The organism is Pseudomonas parafulva (genome assembly GCF_000800255.1).
GTDB lineage: Bacteria > Pseudomonadota > Gammaproteobacteria > Pseudomonadales > Pseudomonadaceae > Aquipseudomonas > Aquipseudomonas boreofloridensis.
In genome coordinates, this window is sequence record NZ_CP009747.1 from 372,945 (window position 1) to 389,522 (window position 16,578).

At 64.2% G+C, this 16,578-nt stretch carries 14 protein-coding genes; 11 read left to right on the top strand and 3 right to left on the bottom strand.

The features are described 5' to 3' along the window. The first annotated feature begins 38 nt into the window (after positions 1-38). From NJ69_RS01630 to NJ69_RS01665, 8 genes are all read left to right on the top strand, one after another. Positions 39-1,433 carry an ATP-binding protein gene (locus NJ69_RS01630; RefSeq protein WP_369811446.1) on the top strand — a complete coding sequence of 465 codons (1,395 nt, stop codon included), beginning with the start codon at positions 39-41 and terminating at the stop codon, positions 1,431-1,433. 136 nt (positions 1,434-1,569) lie between these two features. Next, positions 1,570-2,826, top strand: coding sequence for an AGE family epimerase/isomerase (locus tag NJ69_RS01635; protein ID WP_039575698.1), 1,257 nt, complete (start codon positions 1,570-1,572; stop codon positions 2,824-2,826). A gap of 104 nt (positions 2,827-2,930) precedes the next feature. Beyond that, positions 2,931-4,217, top strand: a complete 1,287-nt coding sequence (locus tag NJ69_RS01640; RefSeq protein ID WP_029613369.1) for an ABC transporter substrate-binding protein — start codon at positions 2,931-2,933, stop codon at positions 4,215-4,217. A 73-nt stretch (positions 4,218-4,290) separates the two neighbouring features. After that, positions 4,291-5,199: a carbohydrate ABC transporter permease gene (locus NJ69_RS01645; RefSeq protein WP_029613368.1), complete on the top strand. Its 909-nt coding sequence runs from the start codon at positions 4,291-4,293 to the stop codon at positions 5,197-5,199. Then, positions 5,192-6,037, top strand: coding sequence for a carbohydrate ABC transporter permease (locus tag NJ69_RS01650; protein ID WP_039575700.1), 846 nt, complete (start codon positions 5,192-5,194; stop codon positions 6,035-6,037). The genes NJ69_RS01645 and NJ69_RS01650 overlap by 8 nt, the downstream gene beginning before the upstream one ends. A 3-nt stretch (positions 6,038-6,040) precedes the next feature. Next, positions 6,041-7,195, top strand: a complete 1,155-nt coding sequence (locus tag NJ69_RS01655; RefSeq protein ID WP_039575703.1) for an ABC transporter ATP-binding protein — start codon at positions 6,041-6,043, stop codon at positions 7,193-7,195. A 41-nt stretch (positions 7,196-7,236) separates the two neighbouring features. Beyond that, entirely contained in the window at positions 7,237-8,580 is a 1,344-nt protein-coding gene (locus tag NJ69_RS01660) for a carbohydrate porin (protein WP_039575705.1), read from the top strand. A gap of 115 nt (positions 8,581-8,695) precedes the next feature. Further along, positions 8,696-9,550: a D-hexose-6-phosphate mutarotase gene (locus NJ69_RS01665; protein ID WP_039575706.1), complete on the top strand. Its 855-nt coding sequence runs from the start codon at positions 8,696-8,698 to the stop codon at positions 9,548-9,550. Here the strand turns inward: NJ69_RS01665 and hexR are convergent. Further along, positions 9,543-10,406, bottom strand: coding sequence for a DNA-binding transcriptional regulator HexR (hexR, locus tag NJ69_RS01670; RefSeq protein WP_209435531.1), 864 nt, complete (start codon positions 10,404-10,406; stop codon positions 9,543-9,545). The two genes, NJ69_RS01665 and hexR, sit on opposite strands and share 8 nt — an antisense overlap. A 210-nt stretch (positions 10,407-10,616) precedes the next feature. On the opposite strand from hexR, the gene zwf reads away from it, so the two are divergent. From zwf to NJ69_RS01685, 3 genes are read left to right on the top strand one after another with little or no spacing between them, the layout of a single operon-like run. Further along, entirely contained in the window at positions 10,617-12,086 is a 1,470-nt protein-coding gene (zwf, locus tag NJ69_RS01675) for a glucose-6-phosphate dehydrogenase (protein WP_029613366.1), read from the top strand. After that, positions 12,073-12,786, top strand: coding sequence for a 6-phosphogluconolactonase (pgl, locus tag NJ69_RS01680; protein ID WP_039575711.1), 714 nt, complete (start codon positions 12,073-12,075; stop codon positions 12,784-12,786). The genes zwf and pgl overlap by 14 nt, the downstream gene beginning before the upstream one ends. A gap of 17 nt (positions 12,787-12,803) precedes the next feature. Next, positions 12,804-13,478, top strand: coding sequence for a bifunctional 4-hydroxy-2-oxoglutarate aldolase/2-dehydro-3-deoxy-phosphogluconate aldolase (locus NJ69_RS01685; RefSeq protein WP_039575714.1), 675 nt, complete (start codon positions 12,804-12,806; stop codon positions 13,476-13,478). A 234-nt stretch (positions 13,479-13,712) separates the two neighbouring features. Here NJ69_RS01685 and leuA read toward each other — a convergent pair whose 3' ends face one another. Beyond that, positions 13,713-15,386: a 2-isopropylmalate synthase gene (gene leuA / locus NJ69_RS01690; protein ID WP_029613363.1), complete on the bottom strand. Its 1,674-nt coding sequence runs from the start codon at positions 15,384-15,386 to the stop codon at positions 13,713-13,715. A 362-nt stretch (positions 15,387-15,748) separates the two neighbouring features. Further along, complete coding sequence (locus tag NJ69_RS01695; RefSeq protein ID WP_039575717.1) at positions 15,749-16,576, bottom strand: peptidoglycan DD-metalloendopeptidase family protein; 828 nt, start codon at positions 16,574-16,576, stop codon at positions 15,749-15,751. Positions 16,577-16,578: the final 2 nt, after the last annotated feature.

The window sequence follows — 16,578 nt, forward strand, 5'->3', positions numbered from 1 at the left end:
GCCGCTGGCGCCTGCTGCCGCGCTCGTTGCTGGGGCGCATGCTGCTGCTCACCTTGCTGGTGGTGCTGATCGCCCAAGGCCTCTCGAGCCTGATCTGGCTGGCCCAACTGCGCGCCAGTCAGGTACAGGGGCTGCGCGCCAGCGCCAGCAGCCTGGCCCATTCCATGAGCGCCAGCGTCAGCTATTTCCGCTCCTTGCCGGTGGCCTACCGGCCGATGGTGCTCGATCAACTGCGCAGCATGGGCGGCACGCGTTTCTTCGTTTCGCTCAACGACAAACCGCTGGACATGTCGGTGCTGCCCGTCACCTCGCGCAAGCAGGCGGTGATCGAAGTGGTGAGTGAGGTGCTGCATGAGCGCCTGGGCCAGGGCATGGAAATCTCCGTCGAATTCGTCAGCCCCGATGACCTGCGCATCTTCAACAGCGGTCTGAAGCTCGATGAGCTGCCGCGCTCCTGGGCGCACTACGCCTTGACCCTGGAACCGCTGAATCCACCGGTGCTGGTGACCCAGATTCGCCTCGACGAGGGCGAGTGGCTGTACATCGCTTCGTTGCTGCCCGAGCCCTACACGGGGCTCGAACCCCAGGGCCTGCCGCGTCAGCAGATCGGTTTCATCGTCCTGACCACCGCCTTGCTGCTGCTGTTCATCGGCTTGCTGGTGCACTGGCAGAGCCTGCCGCTCAAGCGCCTGGCACGCACGGCCCGGGAGATGTCGCTGGGCGCCGACGTGCCGCCGGTGGCCGAGGCGGGAGGCAGCGAAGTGGTGGAAGTGGGGCGGGCGTTCAACGCCATGCGCGAGCGCATCAGCCGTTACCTGACCGAACGCTCGCAGTTGTTCAGCGCCATCTCCCACGACCTGCGTACGCCAATTACCCGCCTGCGCCTGCGTGTCGAGCTGCTCGAGGACGAGGCGTTGCAGGCCAAGTTCAGCCGTGACCTCGACGAGCTGGAGCTGCTGGTCAAGGGGGCGCTGCAGTGCGTCAAGGACACCGACATTCACGAGAACATCGAGCCGGTCGACCTCAACCAGGTGCTGGAGATTCTTGCCGAACCCTACCTGCGCGACGGACGCATCACCGTCGAGGGAAAAGTGCTGGCGCCCTATCAGGGCAAGCCACTGGCGCTGCGCCGCTGCATCGGCAACCTCATCGATAACGCCATCAAGTACGGCGAGCGCGCGCACCTGCGGATCATCGACGGCCCGGAGGCTTTCGTGTTGCAGGTCGACGACCAGGGCCCGGGCGTGCCGGAGCAGCGCCTGGAACAGGTATTCGAGCCGCACTTTCGCCTGGCGGCGCAGCAGCAGGGCTATGGCCTGGGCCTGGGCATCGCCCGCAACATCGCCCACAGCCACGGCGGCGAGGTGAGCCTGCTGAACCTGCGCGAAGGCGGGCTGCGGGTGACGCTGTGCCTGCCGCGGCTGATGGAGTGAGCTCAGAGGGGCGAGGCGCGGATGTCACGACTTGGTGACATTCGCGCTGGCCTTCGTGACATGATCGCGCAGAGGGCTGGCTAGAATCCGCTGACGACAGGCACCCGGCCTGTCCTTGGCAAGGACCACGCCGCTGATGGACAGCCTCGATTTTACCACCGGCCGCTGGCTCGATTCGCCGGCCCACCAGGCTTGGCTGCTGGGCGAAGGCCAGCGTCTGGTCAGCTTCGCCAAGGCCTCGCGCCTGCCCGGTGGCTTCGCCGGCCTCGATGCCCGCGGTGCGCTGCCCGGCGCAGCGATGGCCGATACCCTGAACACCACCCGCATGATCCACTGCTTCGCCATGGCCCACGTGCAGGGCATTCCCGGCTGCCTGCCGCTGGTCGCCCACGGCGTGGCCGAGTTGCTCGATGGCCCGCTGCGCGATACGCGCCACGACGGCTGGTACATCGATGCGCGTGAGCAAGGCGAGCGCAGCAAGACCGCCTACCTGCACGCCTTCGTCGCCTTGGCCGCCAGTTCGGCGGTGGTGGCCGGTGCTGCCGGTGCCCGGCCCTTGCTGGACGATGCCATCGCGGTGATCGAGGCGCACTTCTGGCGCGAGGAGGAGGGCGCACTGTGCGAATCCTTCGCCGAGGACTGGTCGCAGGCCGAGGCGTATCGGGGCGCCAACAGCAACATGCACGCCACCGAAGCGTTTCTCGCCCTGGCCGATGTCACCGGCCAGACCCGCTGGCTGGATCGCGCCCTGCGCATCGCCGAGCGGCTGATCCAGCATCACGCCGCGGCCCACGACTTCGTGGTGGTCGAGCACTTCGATGCCCACTGGCAGCCGCTGCCGGACTACAACCGCGAAAACCCCGCCGACGGCTTCCGTCCCTTCGGCAGCACACCGGGCCATGCCTTCGAATGGGCACGCCTGCTGCTGCACCTGGAGGCATCGCGCCAGCGGGCCGGGCTGCAAGTGCCGGGCTGGCTGTGCGAGGCTGCCCGGTCACTGTTCGCCGGGGCCTGCCGCCACGCCTGGAACGTCGATGGTGCGCCAGGGCTGGTCTACACCCTCGACTGGCACAATCGCCCGGTGGTGCGCGCGCGTCTGCACTGGGTGCACGCCGAAGCCTGCGCCACCGCCGCCGCGCTGCTGCGCCGTACCGGACAAACCGACTATGAGCAGTGGTATCGCCGCTTCTGGGATTTCATCGCGATGCATTTCATCGATCTGGTCCACGGTAGCTGGCACCATGAGCTGGATCCGCAGAACCGCCCTGGCGCAAGCATCTGGGGCGGAAAACCGGACCTGTACCATGCCTATCAGGCCGTGCTGCTGCCGCGCCTGGCCCTGGCGCCAAGCCTGACTACAGCCCTGGCCCAGGCGAATGTCACCAAACGATGACATTCAGGCATCGCTTCGTTACCTGACGGGGCGGCCTCGCTCTCTAGAATCGATGCAACGCAAGCGCCAGTCTTGCACTGCATAACAAGAAGAAAGGTACTCCAATGAATTCCAAGCTCTGTCTCGCCGCCGCTATTTCCCTCGCCTCGCTTCTGCCGCTCAGTGCCCAGGCCGCCGACTCCAAAGGGAGTGTGGAGGTGGTTCACTGGTGGACGTCGGGCGGTGAAAAGGCCGCCGTCGATGTCCTCAAGGCCCAGGTCGAGCAGGACGGTTTCACCTGGAAGGACGGCGCGGTCGCCGGTGGCGGTGGCGCCACGGCCATGACCGTGCTCAAGAGCCGCGCCGTGGCCGGCAATCCGCCCGGCGTCGCCCAGATCAAAGGTCCCGACATCCAGGAATGGGCGTCTACGGGCCTGCTCGACACCGACGTGCTCAAGGATGTGGCCAAGGAAGAAAAGTGGGATAGCCTGCTCGACAAAAAGGTCGCCGACACCGTCAAGTACGACGGTGACTACGTGGCCGTTCCGGTCAACATCCACCGCATCAACTGGCTGTGGATCAACCCCGAAGTGTTCAAGAAGGCCGGCATCGAACAGCCGCCCAAGACCCTCGAAGAGTTCTACGCCGCCGCCGACAAGCTCAAGGCCGCAGGCTTCATTCCCCTGGCCCACGGTGGCCAGCCGTGGCAGGACAGCACCGTGTTCGAGACCGTCGTGTTCGCCGTGATGGGCGCGGACGGCTACAAGAAGGCGATGGTCGACCTCGACGAGAAGACCCTCACTGGCCCTGAGATGATCAAGGCGCTCACCGAACTCAAGAAAGTCGCCAGCTACATGGACCCGGACGGCAAGGGCCAAGACTGGAACCTGGAAGCGGCCAAGGTCATCAACGGCAAGGCCGGCATGCAGATGATGGGCGATTGGGCCAAAAGCGAGTGGACCCTGGCCAAGAAGGTCGCGGGCAAGGACTACCAGTGCGTGCCATTCCCCGGTACCGGCAAGGGTTTCCTGTACAATATCGACTCGCTGGCGGTGTTCAAGCAGAAAGACAAAGGCACCGCCGAGGGCCAGAAAGACATCGCGCGCAAGGTGCTGGGCGAGGACTTCCAGAAGACCTTCAGCATCAACAAGGGCTCGATCCCCGTGCGTAACGACATGCTCGAGCACATGGACACGTTCGGCTTCGACAGCTGCGCGCAGACCGCTGCCAAGGACTTCCTGGCCGATGCCAAGTCCGGTGGCCTGCAGCCGAGCATGGCGCACAACATGGCGACCACGCTCGCCGTGCAGGGCGCCTTCTTCGATGTCATCACCAACTACATGAACGACCCGAAAGCCGAGCCGGCCGACGCGGCGAAGAAGCTGGCGGCAGCGATCAAGTCTGCCCAATAGCTGAGGCTGTGCAGGGGCGGCCAATCGCCGCGCCTGCAGCGTGTGTGCTTTCTTCCATCGGGGTATCCCTTCCATGACCACGACCACCGCCCGCCTGCGGGCCTCACCCCTGGACGCGTTGCAGCGCTGGCTACCCAAGCTGGTGCTGGCGCCGAGCATGTTCATCGTGCTGGTGGGTTTCTACGGCTACATCCTGTGGACCTTCGTTCTCTCGTTCACCACCTCGACCTTCCTGCCCACCTACAAATGGGCGGGCCTGGCCCAGTACATGCGGCTGTTCGACAACGACCGCTGGTGGGTGGCGAGCAAGAACCTGCTGGTGTTCGGTGGCCTGTTCATCGGCGTCACCCTGGTGATCGGTGTGCTGCTGGCGGTATTTCTCGACCAGCGCATCCGCCGCGAGGGCATGATCCGCACCATCTACCTGTATCCCATGGCGCTGTCGATGATCGTCACCGGCACCGCCTGGAAATGGCTGCTCAACCCGGGCATGGGCCTGGACAAGCTGCTGCGCGACTGGGGCTGGGACGGTTTCCGCTTCGACTGGCTGATCGACCCTGACCGGGTGGTGTACTGCCTGGTGATCGCTGCCGTGTGGCAAGCGTCGGGCTTCATCATGGCGATGTTTCTCGCCGGCCTGCGCGGCGTCGACCCCTCGATCATCCGCGCCGCGCAGATCGATGGCGCGAGCCTGCCGCGCATCTATTGGTCCGTGGTGCTGCCGAGTCTGCGCCCGGTGTTCTTCAGCTCGCTGATGATCCTCTCGCACATCGCCATCAAGAGTTTCGACCTGGTGGCGGCCATGACCGCTGGCGGTCCGGGCTACTCCTCCGACCTGCCGGCGATGTTCATGTACTCGTTCACCTTCAGCCGTGGGCAGATGGGCATGGGCTCGGCCAGCGCGATCCTGATGCTCGGGGCGATCCTTGCGATCCTCGTGCCTTACCTGTATTCCGAGCTGCGGAGCAAACGCCATGACTGACGTCGTCGCCAAACCCGGCCTGAGCCTGGGGCGCGTGGCCATCCACGCGGTGCTGCTGGTGGCCGTGCTGCTGTACCTGGTGCCGCTGGTGGTCATGCTGTTGACCAGCTTCAAGACCCCGGAAGACATCAGCACCGGCAACCTGTTGAGCTGGCCGCAGATGTTCACGGCCATCGGCTGGAGCAAGGCCTGGGCCACGGTCAACGGCTATTTCCTCAACTCGATCCTGATCACCGTGCCGGCCGTGCTGATTTCCACCACCATCGGCGCGCTGAACGGCTACGTGCTGTCGATGTGGCGCTTTCGCGGCTCGCAGCTGTTCTTCGGTCTGCTGCTGTTCGGCTGCTTCCTGCCGTTCCAGACCGTGCTGCTGCCAGCCTCGTTCACCCTCGGCAAGCTGGGCCTGGCCAGCACCACGTCAGGTCTGGTGCTGGTGCATGTGGTCTACGGCCTGGCCTTCACCACACTGTTCTTCCGCAACTACTACGTGAGCATTCCCGAGGCGCTGGTCAAGGCGGCGCGCCTGGATGGTGCCGGGTTCTTCACCATCTTCCGGCGCATCATCCTGCCGATGTCGACGCCGATCATCATGGTCTGCCTGATCTGGCAGTTCACTCAGATCTGGAACGATTTCCTGTTCGGCGTGGTGTTCTCCAGCGGCGACTCGCAGCCGATCACCGTGGCCTTGAACAACCTGGTCAACACCAGCACCGGCGCCAAGGAATACAACGTCGACATGGCCGCCGCGATGATCGCCGCGCTGCCGACGCTGTTGGTCTACGTGGTGGCGGGCAAGTATTTCGTGCGCGGCCTGACCGCCGGCGCAGTCAAGGGGTAAGTCATGGCAACGCTCGAACTTCGCAATGTAAACAAGACCTACGGCAGCGGCCTGCCGGATACCCTCAAGGACATCCAGTTGGCCATCGGCGACGGAGAGTTCCTGATCCTGGTCGGCCCTTCCGGCTGCGGCAAGTCGACGCTGATGAACTGCATCGCCGGGCTCGAGCAGATCACCGGCGGTGCGATCCTGATCGATGGCGAGGACGTCAGTGGCATGAGCCCCAAGGACCGGGACATCGCCATGGTGTTTCAGTCCTATGCGCTGTACCCGACCATGAGCGTGCGCGAGAACATCGAGTTCGGCCTGAAGATTCGCAAGATGCCCCAGGCCGCCATCGACGAAGAGGTGGCGCGGGTGGCCAAGCTGCTGCAGATCGAGCACCTGCTCACGCGCAAGCCGAGCCAGTTGTCCGGTGGTCAGCAGCAACGCGTGGCCATGGGTCGGGCGCTGGCGCGGCGACCGAAGATCTACCTGTTCGACGAGCCGCTGTCCAACCTCGACGCCAAGCTGCGGGTCGAGATGCGCACCGAAATGAAACTGATGCATCAGCGCCTGAAGACCACCACGGTGTATGTGACCCACGACCAGATCGAGGCCATGACCCTGGGCGACAAGGTGGCGGTGATGAAGGACGGCATCATCCAGCAGTTCGGCACCCCGCAGCAGATCTACAACGATCCGGCGAACCTGTTCGTCGCCAGTTTCATCGGTTCGCCGCCGATGAACTTCATTCCGGTGCACCTGAGCCGCCAGGACGGTCGCTTGTTCGCCCAACTCGACAGCGGCCAGGCCCGCTGCGAACTGCCGTTGGGCGTGCACGGCGATGGGCTGGAAGGACGCGAGGTGATTCTCGGCGTACGGCCTGAACAGATCGCCTTGGGCGCCACCGAGGGCAATGGCCTGCCGGCCGTGCGCGCCGAGGTGCAGGTACTGGAGCCCACCGGCCCGGACCTGCTGGTGTTCGTCACCCTCAACCAGACCAAGGTCTGCTGCCGACTGGCGCCGGATGTCGCCTGCCGTGTCGGTGACAGCCTCAACCTGCAGTTCGACCCGGCGCGGGTCCTGCTGTTCGACGCAGCCACCGGCGAGCGCCTGGATCTGCCGGCGACCCACGCGACGATCAAGGACAACGTCGCGCGTTTCAAAGGCCGCTGAAGTACACCCCCCATCGATAACAAGAAAAGAGGAACCAACGGATGGAACATCGCAAACGTATCAAGGCCCTGGGATCGCTGACCCTGCTTGCCCTGTTCGGCAGCACCGGCGCGCACGCCGCCGAGGCGTTCTCCAGCGACTCGAAATGGATGACCGGCGACTGGGGCGGCACGCGCACCGAGTTGCTGGAAAAAGGCTATGACTTCAGCGTGGACTATGTCGGCGAGGTGGCCGGCAATCTGCGCGGTGGCTACAACCACGACAAGACCGCGCGCTACAGCGACCAGTTCGCCCTCGGCGCGCACCTGGACCTGCAGAAGATCCTGGGCTGGCACGACGCCGAGTTCAAGCTGGCGATCACCGAGCGCAGCGGGCGCAACCTGTCCAACGACCGCATCAGCGATCCACGCGCCGGGCAGTTCAGCTCGGTGCAGGAAGTCTGGGGCCGTGGCCAGACCTGGCGCCTGACCCAGATGTGGGTCAAGCAGAAGTACTTCGACGGCGCGCTGGACGTCAAATTCGGCCGCTACGGTCCGGGCGAAGACTTCAACAGTTTCCCCTGCGACTTCCAGAACCTGGCGTTCTGCGGCTCGCAGGTGGGCAACTGGGTGGGCGGCATCTGGTACAACTGGCCGGTGAGCCAGTGGGCGCTGCGCGTGAAGTACAACATCACCCCAGAGTTCTTCGTTCAGGTCGGCGCCTTCGAGCAGAACCCTTCGAACCTGGAGACCGGCAACGGCTTCAAGCTCAGCGGCAGTGGCACCAAGGGCGCGATCCTGCCGGTGGAGATGGTCTGGTCGCCGAAGGTCAACGGCCTGCCGGGCGAGTACCGCCTGGGCTACTACTACAGCACCGCCGACGCCACCGACGTGTACAAGGACATCAATGGCAACCCGCAGGGCATCTCGGGTACCGACTTCAAGTCGCATTCCAGCAAGCATGGCTGGTGGGTGGTGGCCCAGCAACAGGTCACTGCGCACAACGGCGACGCCAGCCGCGGCCTGAACCTGTTCGCCAACTTCACCGTGCACGACAAGGCCACCAACGTGGTCGACAACTACCAGCAAGTGGGCATGGTCTACAAAGGCGCCTTCGATGCACGGCCCAAGGATGACATCGGCTTCGGCATCGCCCGCATCCATGTCAACGACGATGTGAAGAAGCGCGCCGAGCAGATCAATGCCTTCAACGGCATCGACGACTATGACAACCCGGCCTTCCTGCCGCTGCAGCGCACCGAGTACAACGCCGAGTTGTACTACGGCTTCCACGTCACCAACTGGCTGACCGTGCGCCCGAACCTGCAGTACATCAAGCGTCCGGGCGGCGTGGACGAAGTCGACAACGCACTGGTCGCCGGCCTGAAGATTCAGTCGTCATTCTGAGACCGATTGTTGTAAATTTACGCCATCGCCTCTCACCCCGACATCCACTGCCTGGCAGTGGATGTTTTTTCCAGGGCTGAGATAGCGCTGTCTCAACAACAAGAGTGTCTCTGAAATGTCCGAACATCCGCTCCAGCGCTTCTTCACCTCGCAACGGCCGAGACCGGTTTTCGAGTGGGAGCGTCACCAGCAGCGCGATGTCCTGATCATCGATCATCCTCGCTGCCAGGCGGTGTTCAGTCGCCAGGGTGCGCAGTTGTTGCACTTCCAGCCGACCGGTGAGAAGCCTTGGTTGTGGTGCGCCGAGCAGTGGCCGCAGGTGGGTGCGATTCGGGGCGGGGTACCGGTGTGCTGGCCGTGGTATGGCCGTCATCCCAGTGAGGACTTGTGGCCGGCCCACGGCTGGGGCCGGCTGCTGGACTGGAAGCTGCTGGACAGTTGCGAGGACGAGCAGGGGGTGAGTCTCACCTGGCGCCTGGACCTGTGCGATTGGCAGGTGGACCTGCATGCGCGGCTGGGTGCGAGCATGGAACTGCGCTTGAGCACCGAGCACCAGGACAGCGAGCCGTGCCAGTTGAGCCATGCCCTGCTGGCGTTCTGGCGCATCAGCGACGTGTCGCAGGTCGCCTTGTCGGGTCTCGAGGACATCGACGGCTATGACCGGCTCAACCGCCAGGCCTGCCGCGAAGAAGGCGCGCTGACCCTCAACGGGGGCTGCCAGAAGGTGTATCCGGGCACGCCGAAGGTGCAGTTACACGACCCGGCCTGGGAGCGCGAACTGTACATCGACACCAGCGACAGCGACGACACCGTGGTCTGGCATCCCGGCAATCGGCCGCTGATGGGGGTTAGCGGTCGCGAGAGCCAGGGTTTCGTCTGCGTCGAGGCCGCCAGCGGCAGCGCCGAGGGGCTGAGGCTGGCGCCCGGGCAGCGCGCACAGTTGACGCTGCAGGCCCATCGGCTCAGTTGAGCTCGTTGTCCTCGGCGGGGTAGCGGCTGGCGTTGAGGCTTTCCTTGATCTTGCGCAGGTGCGGCTGGAAGTCCGAGCCCCGGCGCAGGGTCATGCCGGTGGCCAGGACGTCGAGTACGGTCAGCTGGATGATGCGTGAAGTCATGGGCATGTAGATGTCGGTGTCCTCCGGCAGCGGCAAGTGCAGGCTCAGGCTGCAGGCGCTGGCCAGCGGCGAACCGGCGGCGGTGATGCCCAGCACCGAGGCGCCGTTTTCCCGAGCCTGGCGGGCTACTTCCACCAGTTCGCGGGTGCGTCCGGTGTAGGAGATGATCACGAACAGGTCACCGGTGTGCGCGACCGATGCCAGCATGCGCTGCATCAGCACATCGGGGTGGGCCGACACGGCCAGGTTGAAGCGGAAGAATTTGTGCTGCGCGTCCATGGCCACCGGGGCCGAGGCGCCGAGGCCGAAGAAGTGGATCTGGCGCGCCTGGATCATCATGTCCACGGCGCGGCTGACCTGCTGCGGATCGATCTGCTGGCACGCGCTGTCGAGCGAGGCGATGGCGCTGGCGAAGATCTTCTGGGTGTAGGCGGCCGGGTCGTCGTCGGCTTCCACCGCGCGGCTCACGTAAGCCGCGCCGCTGGCCAGGCTCTGTGCCAGTTGCAGCTTGAGTTCGGGATAGCCGCTGACGCCGAAGGAGCGGCAGAAGCGGTTGACGGTCGGTTCGCTGACCTTGGCCACCTGGGCCAGGGCGGCGATGCTGAAGCGCGTGGCCTGCTGCGGGTTGAGGAGGATGACCTCGGCGACTTTGCGTTCGGCCTTGTTCAGCTCGTCGAGGCGTCCCTGGATCTGCTCCAGGAGGTTTCGCACACGGTCCATGGGTTGTCCTTGGGTCGGAAACGCGGCCGGCTGCGGGAACTGCCGGCATGTTGCAGGGTTGTCTATCGTACTGAGGGTGGGTGTGTCATACCACACGTCTGTACCACTTAGGGGTAATGTTGTTGTTTTTACTACATCCTTCTTGAAAAGTACGCCTGAAAACGGTATTCCTACGTCCACTTTAATAAAAGAACCAACATCATGGCGGCCATTAGCGTAGAACCTTGCACTTTCGCCCTATTCGGCGCCCTCGGCGACCTGGCGTTGCGCAAGCTGTTTCCTGCCCTCTATCAGCTCGATCGCGCCGGCCTGCTGCACGCCGACACGCGCCTGTTGGCCTTGGCCCGTGAGCCGGGCAGCGCCGACGATCACCTGGCGACCATCGAAGCCCAGTTGCGGCGCTTCGTGCCGGATGCCGATATCGACCCTCAGACCTTGCAGCGCTTCATCGCGCGCCTGAGTTACCTGCACCTGGATTTCGTCCAGGCCGAGGGCTATACCGCGCTGGCCGAGCAGGCCGGCGAGGGCCTGCCGCTGATCGCCTATTTCGCCACGGCGGCAGCGGTGTATGGCGCCATCTGCGAAAACCTCGACAAGGTCGGTTTGGCCGAGCGCACCCGCGTGGTGCTGGAAAAACCCATCGGTCATGACCTGGAGTCCTCGCGTCGGGTCAACGACGCCGTGGCGCGCTTCTTCCCCGAGAGCCGGGTCTATCGCATCGACCATTACCTGGGCAAGGAAACGGTCCAGAACCTGATCGCCCTGCGTTTTGCCAACAGTCTGTTCGAAACCCAGTGGAACCAGAACTCTATCTCCCACGTGGAGATCACCGTGGCCGAGAAAGTCGGTATCGAAGGTCGCTGGGGCTACTTCGACAAGGCTGGCCAGTTGCGCGACATGATCCAGAATCACCTGTTGCAGCTGCTGTGCCTGATCGCCATGGACCCGCCCAGCGACCTGTCGGCCGACAGCATCCGCGACGAGAAGGTCAAGGTGCTCAAGGCGCTGGCACCCATCACCGGTGACGGGCTCAGCACCCGGGTGGTGCGCGGTCAGTACATTGCCGGCTACAGCGACGGCAAGCCGGTGCCTGGTTACCTGGAAGAAGACAATGCCAATGCCCAGAGCGACACCGAAACCTTCGTCGCCCTGCGTGCCGATATCCGCAACTGGCGCTGGTCCGGCGTGCCGTTCTATCTGCGTACCGGCAAGCGCATGCCGCAGAAACTGTCGCAGATCGTCATCCACTTCAAGGAAACCCCGCACTACATCTTCGCTCCGGAGCAGCGTCTGCAGATTGGCAACAAGCTGATCATCCGCCTGCAACCGGACGAAGGCATCTCGCTGCGGGTGATGACCAAGGAGCAGGGGCTGGACAAGGGCATGCACCTGCGCAGTGGCCCACTTCAACTGAATTTTTCCGACACCTGGCGCAGCGCGCGGATTCCGGATGCCTACGAGCGTTTGTTGCTCGAAGTGATGCGCGGCAACCAGAACCTGTTCGTGCGCAAGGACGAGATCGAGTACGCCTGGACCTGGTGCGACCAGTTGATCGCCGGCTGGAAGAACGCTGGCGATGCGCCCAAGCCTTATGCGGCAGGGTCCTGGGGCCCGATGAGCTCGATTGCACTGATCACTCGCGATGGGAGAGCCTGGTATGGCGATATCTGAACTGCGACTGCCGAGCAACGTGAAGGTCCATGAACTGGCCGACAGCAAGCGGCTGGCTGCGGCGTTGGCCGCCGATGTGGCCGAGCGGCTGTCTTCGGCCGTGGCCGCCAAGGGCCAGGCGTGCCTGGTGGTGTCCGGGGGGCGCAGCCCCGTGGCATTCCTGGAGCAGCTTTCCAGCGCGTCGCTGGATTGGTCGAAGGTCACGGTATCGCTGGCCGACGAGCGCTGGGTGCCGGTCGAGCATGCCGACAGCAATGCCGGGCTGCTGGCCCGCCACCTGTTCAAGGGCGCGGCGGCCAAGGCTCGTTTCCTCGGTCTTTACCAGCGCGGCGACAACCTTGAGGCCGCAGCAGAAGCGGCGGACCAGGCACTGACCGAGTTGCCGCCCATCGACGTGCTGATCCTGGGCATGGGCGATGATGGCCATACCGCTTCGCTGTTCCCGGACAGTCCGCACCTGGCTGAGGGCCTGGACCCTGGCGCCAGCCGTCGCTGCCTGCCGATGCTGGCGCCAAGCGTGCCGCACCAGCGCCTGTCGATGACCCGCGCGCTGCTGTCCAGCGCCGCCTTCACTGCCTTGTCGGTGCAAGGCCCGGGTAAGCTCGCCGCCCTGCGCGCTGCATTGGCCGCCAATGATGCCGCGCAGATGCCGATTCGCGCCTTTCTTCACGACCCCCTGGACATCTACTGGTGCCCATGAGCCAAGGATCCACTGTCATGACCACCCTTGAACGCCCCCAACCGCTGCGCTCGATGGCCGAAAAAGCCGCCCGCATCGACCAGATCTGCGCCCAGGCGCGCATCCTGCCGGTGATCACCATCGCCCGCGAGCAGGACATCCTGCCGTTGGCCGACGCGCTGGCCGCCGGTGGCATTCGCACCTTGGAGGTGACCTTGCGCTCCGAGCACGGCTTGAAGGCCATCCGCGTGCTGCGCGAACAGCGCCCCGAGTTGTGCATCGGCGCTGGCACCGTGCTCGACCCGGCGATGTTCGCCGCCGTCGAAGCCGCGGGCGCGCAATTCGTGGTGACGCCGGGCATCACGGCTGAGGTGCTCGAGGCCGGTGTTCGCAGCGACATCCCGCTGCTGCCAGGCATCAGCACGCCATCGGAAATCATGGCCGGTTACGCGCTGGGCTATCGCCGCTTCAAACTCTTCCCGGCAGAAGTAGTCGGTGGCGTCGCCGCGATCAAGGCCTATGGCGGCCCGTTCGGCGACATCCGTTTTTGCCCTACCGGCGGCGTCAATCCGGCCAATGCCCGCAGCTACATGGCCTTGCCGAACGTGATGTGCGTTGGCGGCACCTGGATGCTCGACAGCAGTTGGGTCAAGAGCGGCGACTGGGCGCGGATCGAGGCGTGCAGCGCCGAGGCCATGGCGTTGCTGGGCTGATACGAATTTCGTTGTGTGCTGTACGGCTTGTGGGGCGCTTGGTCGGCGCCCCTTTTTTTGCCTGTGATTCGACGATCAGGCGACCTTGAATTGCGAGACCAGCCGTTGTCGTGCTCAGACCTGTGACGCCAGTTTCTGCTGGGGGAGGCGGTCTGCTGCGCACGAGCGACTGTCCTGCGCACAACAAAAAGCCCGCGTCTTGCGAGGCGGGCTCTCAGGGTAGTGCGCGGGCAATCAGGCCGCTTTGGCAGACTGCTGGCTCAGCGAGCGGTTCAGGGCGCTGAACAGGGCCTTGAAGCTGGCCGTGGTGATGTTCTCGTCGATACCCACGCCATGTACCGGACGACCGCCGGCCACGCGCAGTTCGATGTAGGCTGCGGCCTTGGCGTTGGTGCCGGCACCGATGGCGTGCTCGTTGTAGTCCATGATCTCGACCGCGACCGGCAGGCCGGCGACCAAGGCTTCCAGGGCGCCGTTGCCCTTGCCGCGCCAGTGCAGGGTAGTTTCGCCTTCACCGGCCACTTCCACTTCCACGGCGCTGCTGCCGTTCTCTTCCTGCAGGCGATGGCTGACCAGCGCGTAGGGTGCGTTGGCTTGCAGGTACTCTTTGTGCAGCAGGCTGTAGATCTGCTGAGCGGTCATTTCCAGGCCCAGGCGATCGGTCTCGCCTTGCACCACTTGGCTGAATTCGATCTGCATGCGACGCGGCAGGCTGATGCCGTATTCCTGCTCCAGCAGGTAGGTGATGCCGCCTTTGCCGGACTGGCTGTTGACGCGGATCACCGCCTCGTAGCTGCGGCCGATGTCGGCCGGGTCGATCGGCAGGTACGGCACTTCCCACAACTCACCGTCCTTCTGCTGGGTGAAGCCCTTGCGGATGGCGTCCTGGTGAGAGCCGGAGAAGGCGGTGTGCACGAGGTCGCCCACATACGGATGACGTGGGTGCACGGGCAGTTGGTTGCACTCTTCGACGACCTTGCGCACGCCGTCGATGTCGGAGAAGTCCAGTTGCGGGTCGATGCCTTGGGTGTACAGGTTCAGCGCCAGGGTGACCAAGTCGACGTTGCCGGTGCGCTCGCCGTTGCCGAACAGGCAGCCTTCGGCGCGGTCGGCGCCGGCCATCAAGCCCAGCTCGGTGGCGGCGATGCCGGTGCCACGGTCGTTATGGGTGTGCAGGCTGATGATGACGCTGTCGCGACGGTTGACGTGGCGGCAGAACCATTCGATCTGGTCGGCGTAGACGTTCGGCGTGGCCACTTCGACGGTGGCTGGCAGGTTGAGGATGATCTTGTGTTCCGGCGTCGGATTCCACACCTCGATCACCGCGTCGCACACTTCCTTGGCGAACGCCATTTCAGTGGCGCTGAAGGTTTCCGGGGAGTACTGGAAGGTCCATTGGGTGTCTGGCTGCTGGGCGGCGTACTTGACGAACAGCTTGGCGGCGTTCACCGCGATGTCCTTCACGCCTTGCTTGTCCTGGTTGAAGACGATGCGGCGGAATGACGGGCAGGTGGCGTTATACAGGTGGACGATGGCTTTCTTGGCCCCGCGCAGGGACTCGAAGGTACGTGCGATCAGGTCTTCGCGGGCCTGGGTGAGCACCTGGATGGTGGTGTCGTCGGGGATGTGGCCATCTTCGATGAGGGTGCGCACGAAGTCGAAATCGGTCTGCGAGGCCGAGGGGAAGGCCGCTTCGATTTCTTTCACACCGACCTGCACCAAGGTCTTCCAGAAGCGCAGCTTCTTTTCCGCATCCATCGGTTCGATCAGCGACTGGTTGCCGTCACGCAGGTCGGAGCTGCACCAGATTGGCGCCTGGGTGAGGGTTTGCGAAGGCCAGGTGCGGTCGGGCAGGTCGATGGTGGGGAAGGCGCGGTATTTCTTGGAAGGGTCTTTGAGCATGGTCATTGGAGCAATCCTTTAAATGTGCGGCCTGATCGGGCCTGCCAAGCGGTGACGAGATGACGCGGCGGGGCGATGCGGTTCAGCCAGGTAGTCGTGCACTGACCAGGCAAAGGCTGCGGTGTTGGCGGAGCAGAATGAGGGTGTTGGCGATTTTCATGCCCTCAACCCTAACCAGTGGCATGGGGGTTGGCAAGCGGCGGGAGAAAATTGAGAGGAATGCTTAAATAAACCCTTTTGGCGAGATTCAATAGCTAGATTTTAATAAAGGGTTTTGAATTGTTGCGCAGTATTTTTGGATGGCGCAACTCGGTTTTTTTGAGCGGACGGCCGTTCGCGGATTCACCTGCGAACGGCCGCCACTGCCCTCAAGGCTGAAACGCACCGATGAAAATCGCCGGGTCCACCCGCGCATCGTTCAGGCTGACGTTCCAATGCATGTGCGGCCCGGTCGCCCGTCCAGTAGAGCCCACTCGCCCGACGACGTCGCCACGGCGCAATACCTGCCCTGGCTGCACGTCCACCTTGGACATGTGACAGAACATGCTGATGAAGCCCTGGCCATGGTCGACGAACACCGTGCGGCCATTGAAGAAATAATCGCCCACCAGAATGACCTTGCCGTTGGCTGGGGTCTTGATCGGCGTGCCGGCGGGCACGGCGAAGTCCAGACCCGCGTGGGGATTGCGCTCCTCGCCGTTGAAGAAGCGGCGCACACCAAACTTGCTCGACAGGGGACCATTGACTGGCTTGTCGAGGATCAGGTTGCTGGGCACGCCTGGGCTGAAGCTGCGGTACGCCTTGATCTGTTCGGCCAATTCGCGGTCGATGCGCTTGAGGTCGTCCGGCTCAGGATTGACCTGGCGCGTGTTCTTCAGGGTGATGCGTTGCTCTGGGTACTTCTTGCTGCCGACGCTGAAGGGCAAGGTGCGCGTGCCCTGGGTGAGGCTGGCAGGACCGGGCTTCTGGGTGAGAGGGAGGCCGACGATGGCCAGCCAGCGGTCTTGCTCTTTGACCACCAGCACCGGCTTGCCCTCGAAGCGAGCGCTCGGGGCGCTGGCGGCAGGGCCCAGATCGACCACCGCAACGCCGCCAGGCACGGGTTTGTTCAAGGTGCGGGTGATGTAGCTGGCTTGGGCCGTAGCGGTCAGCAGCAGGGCGCAAAGGGCGAGCAGGGGGGCGAGCAGACGGGGCATGT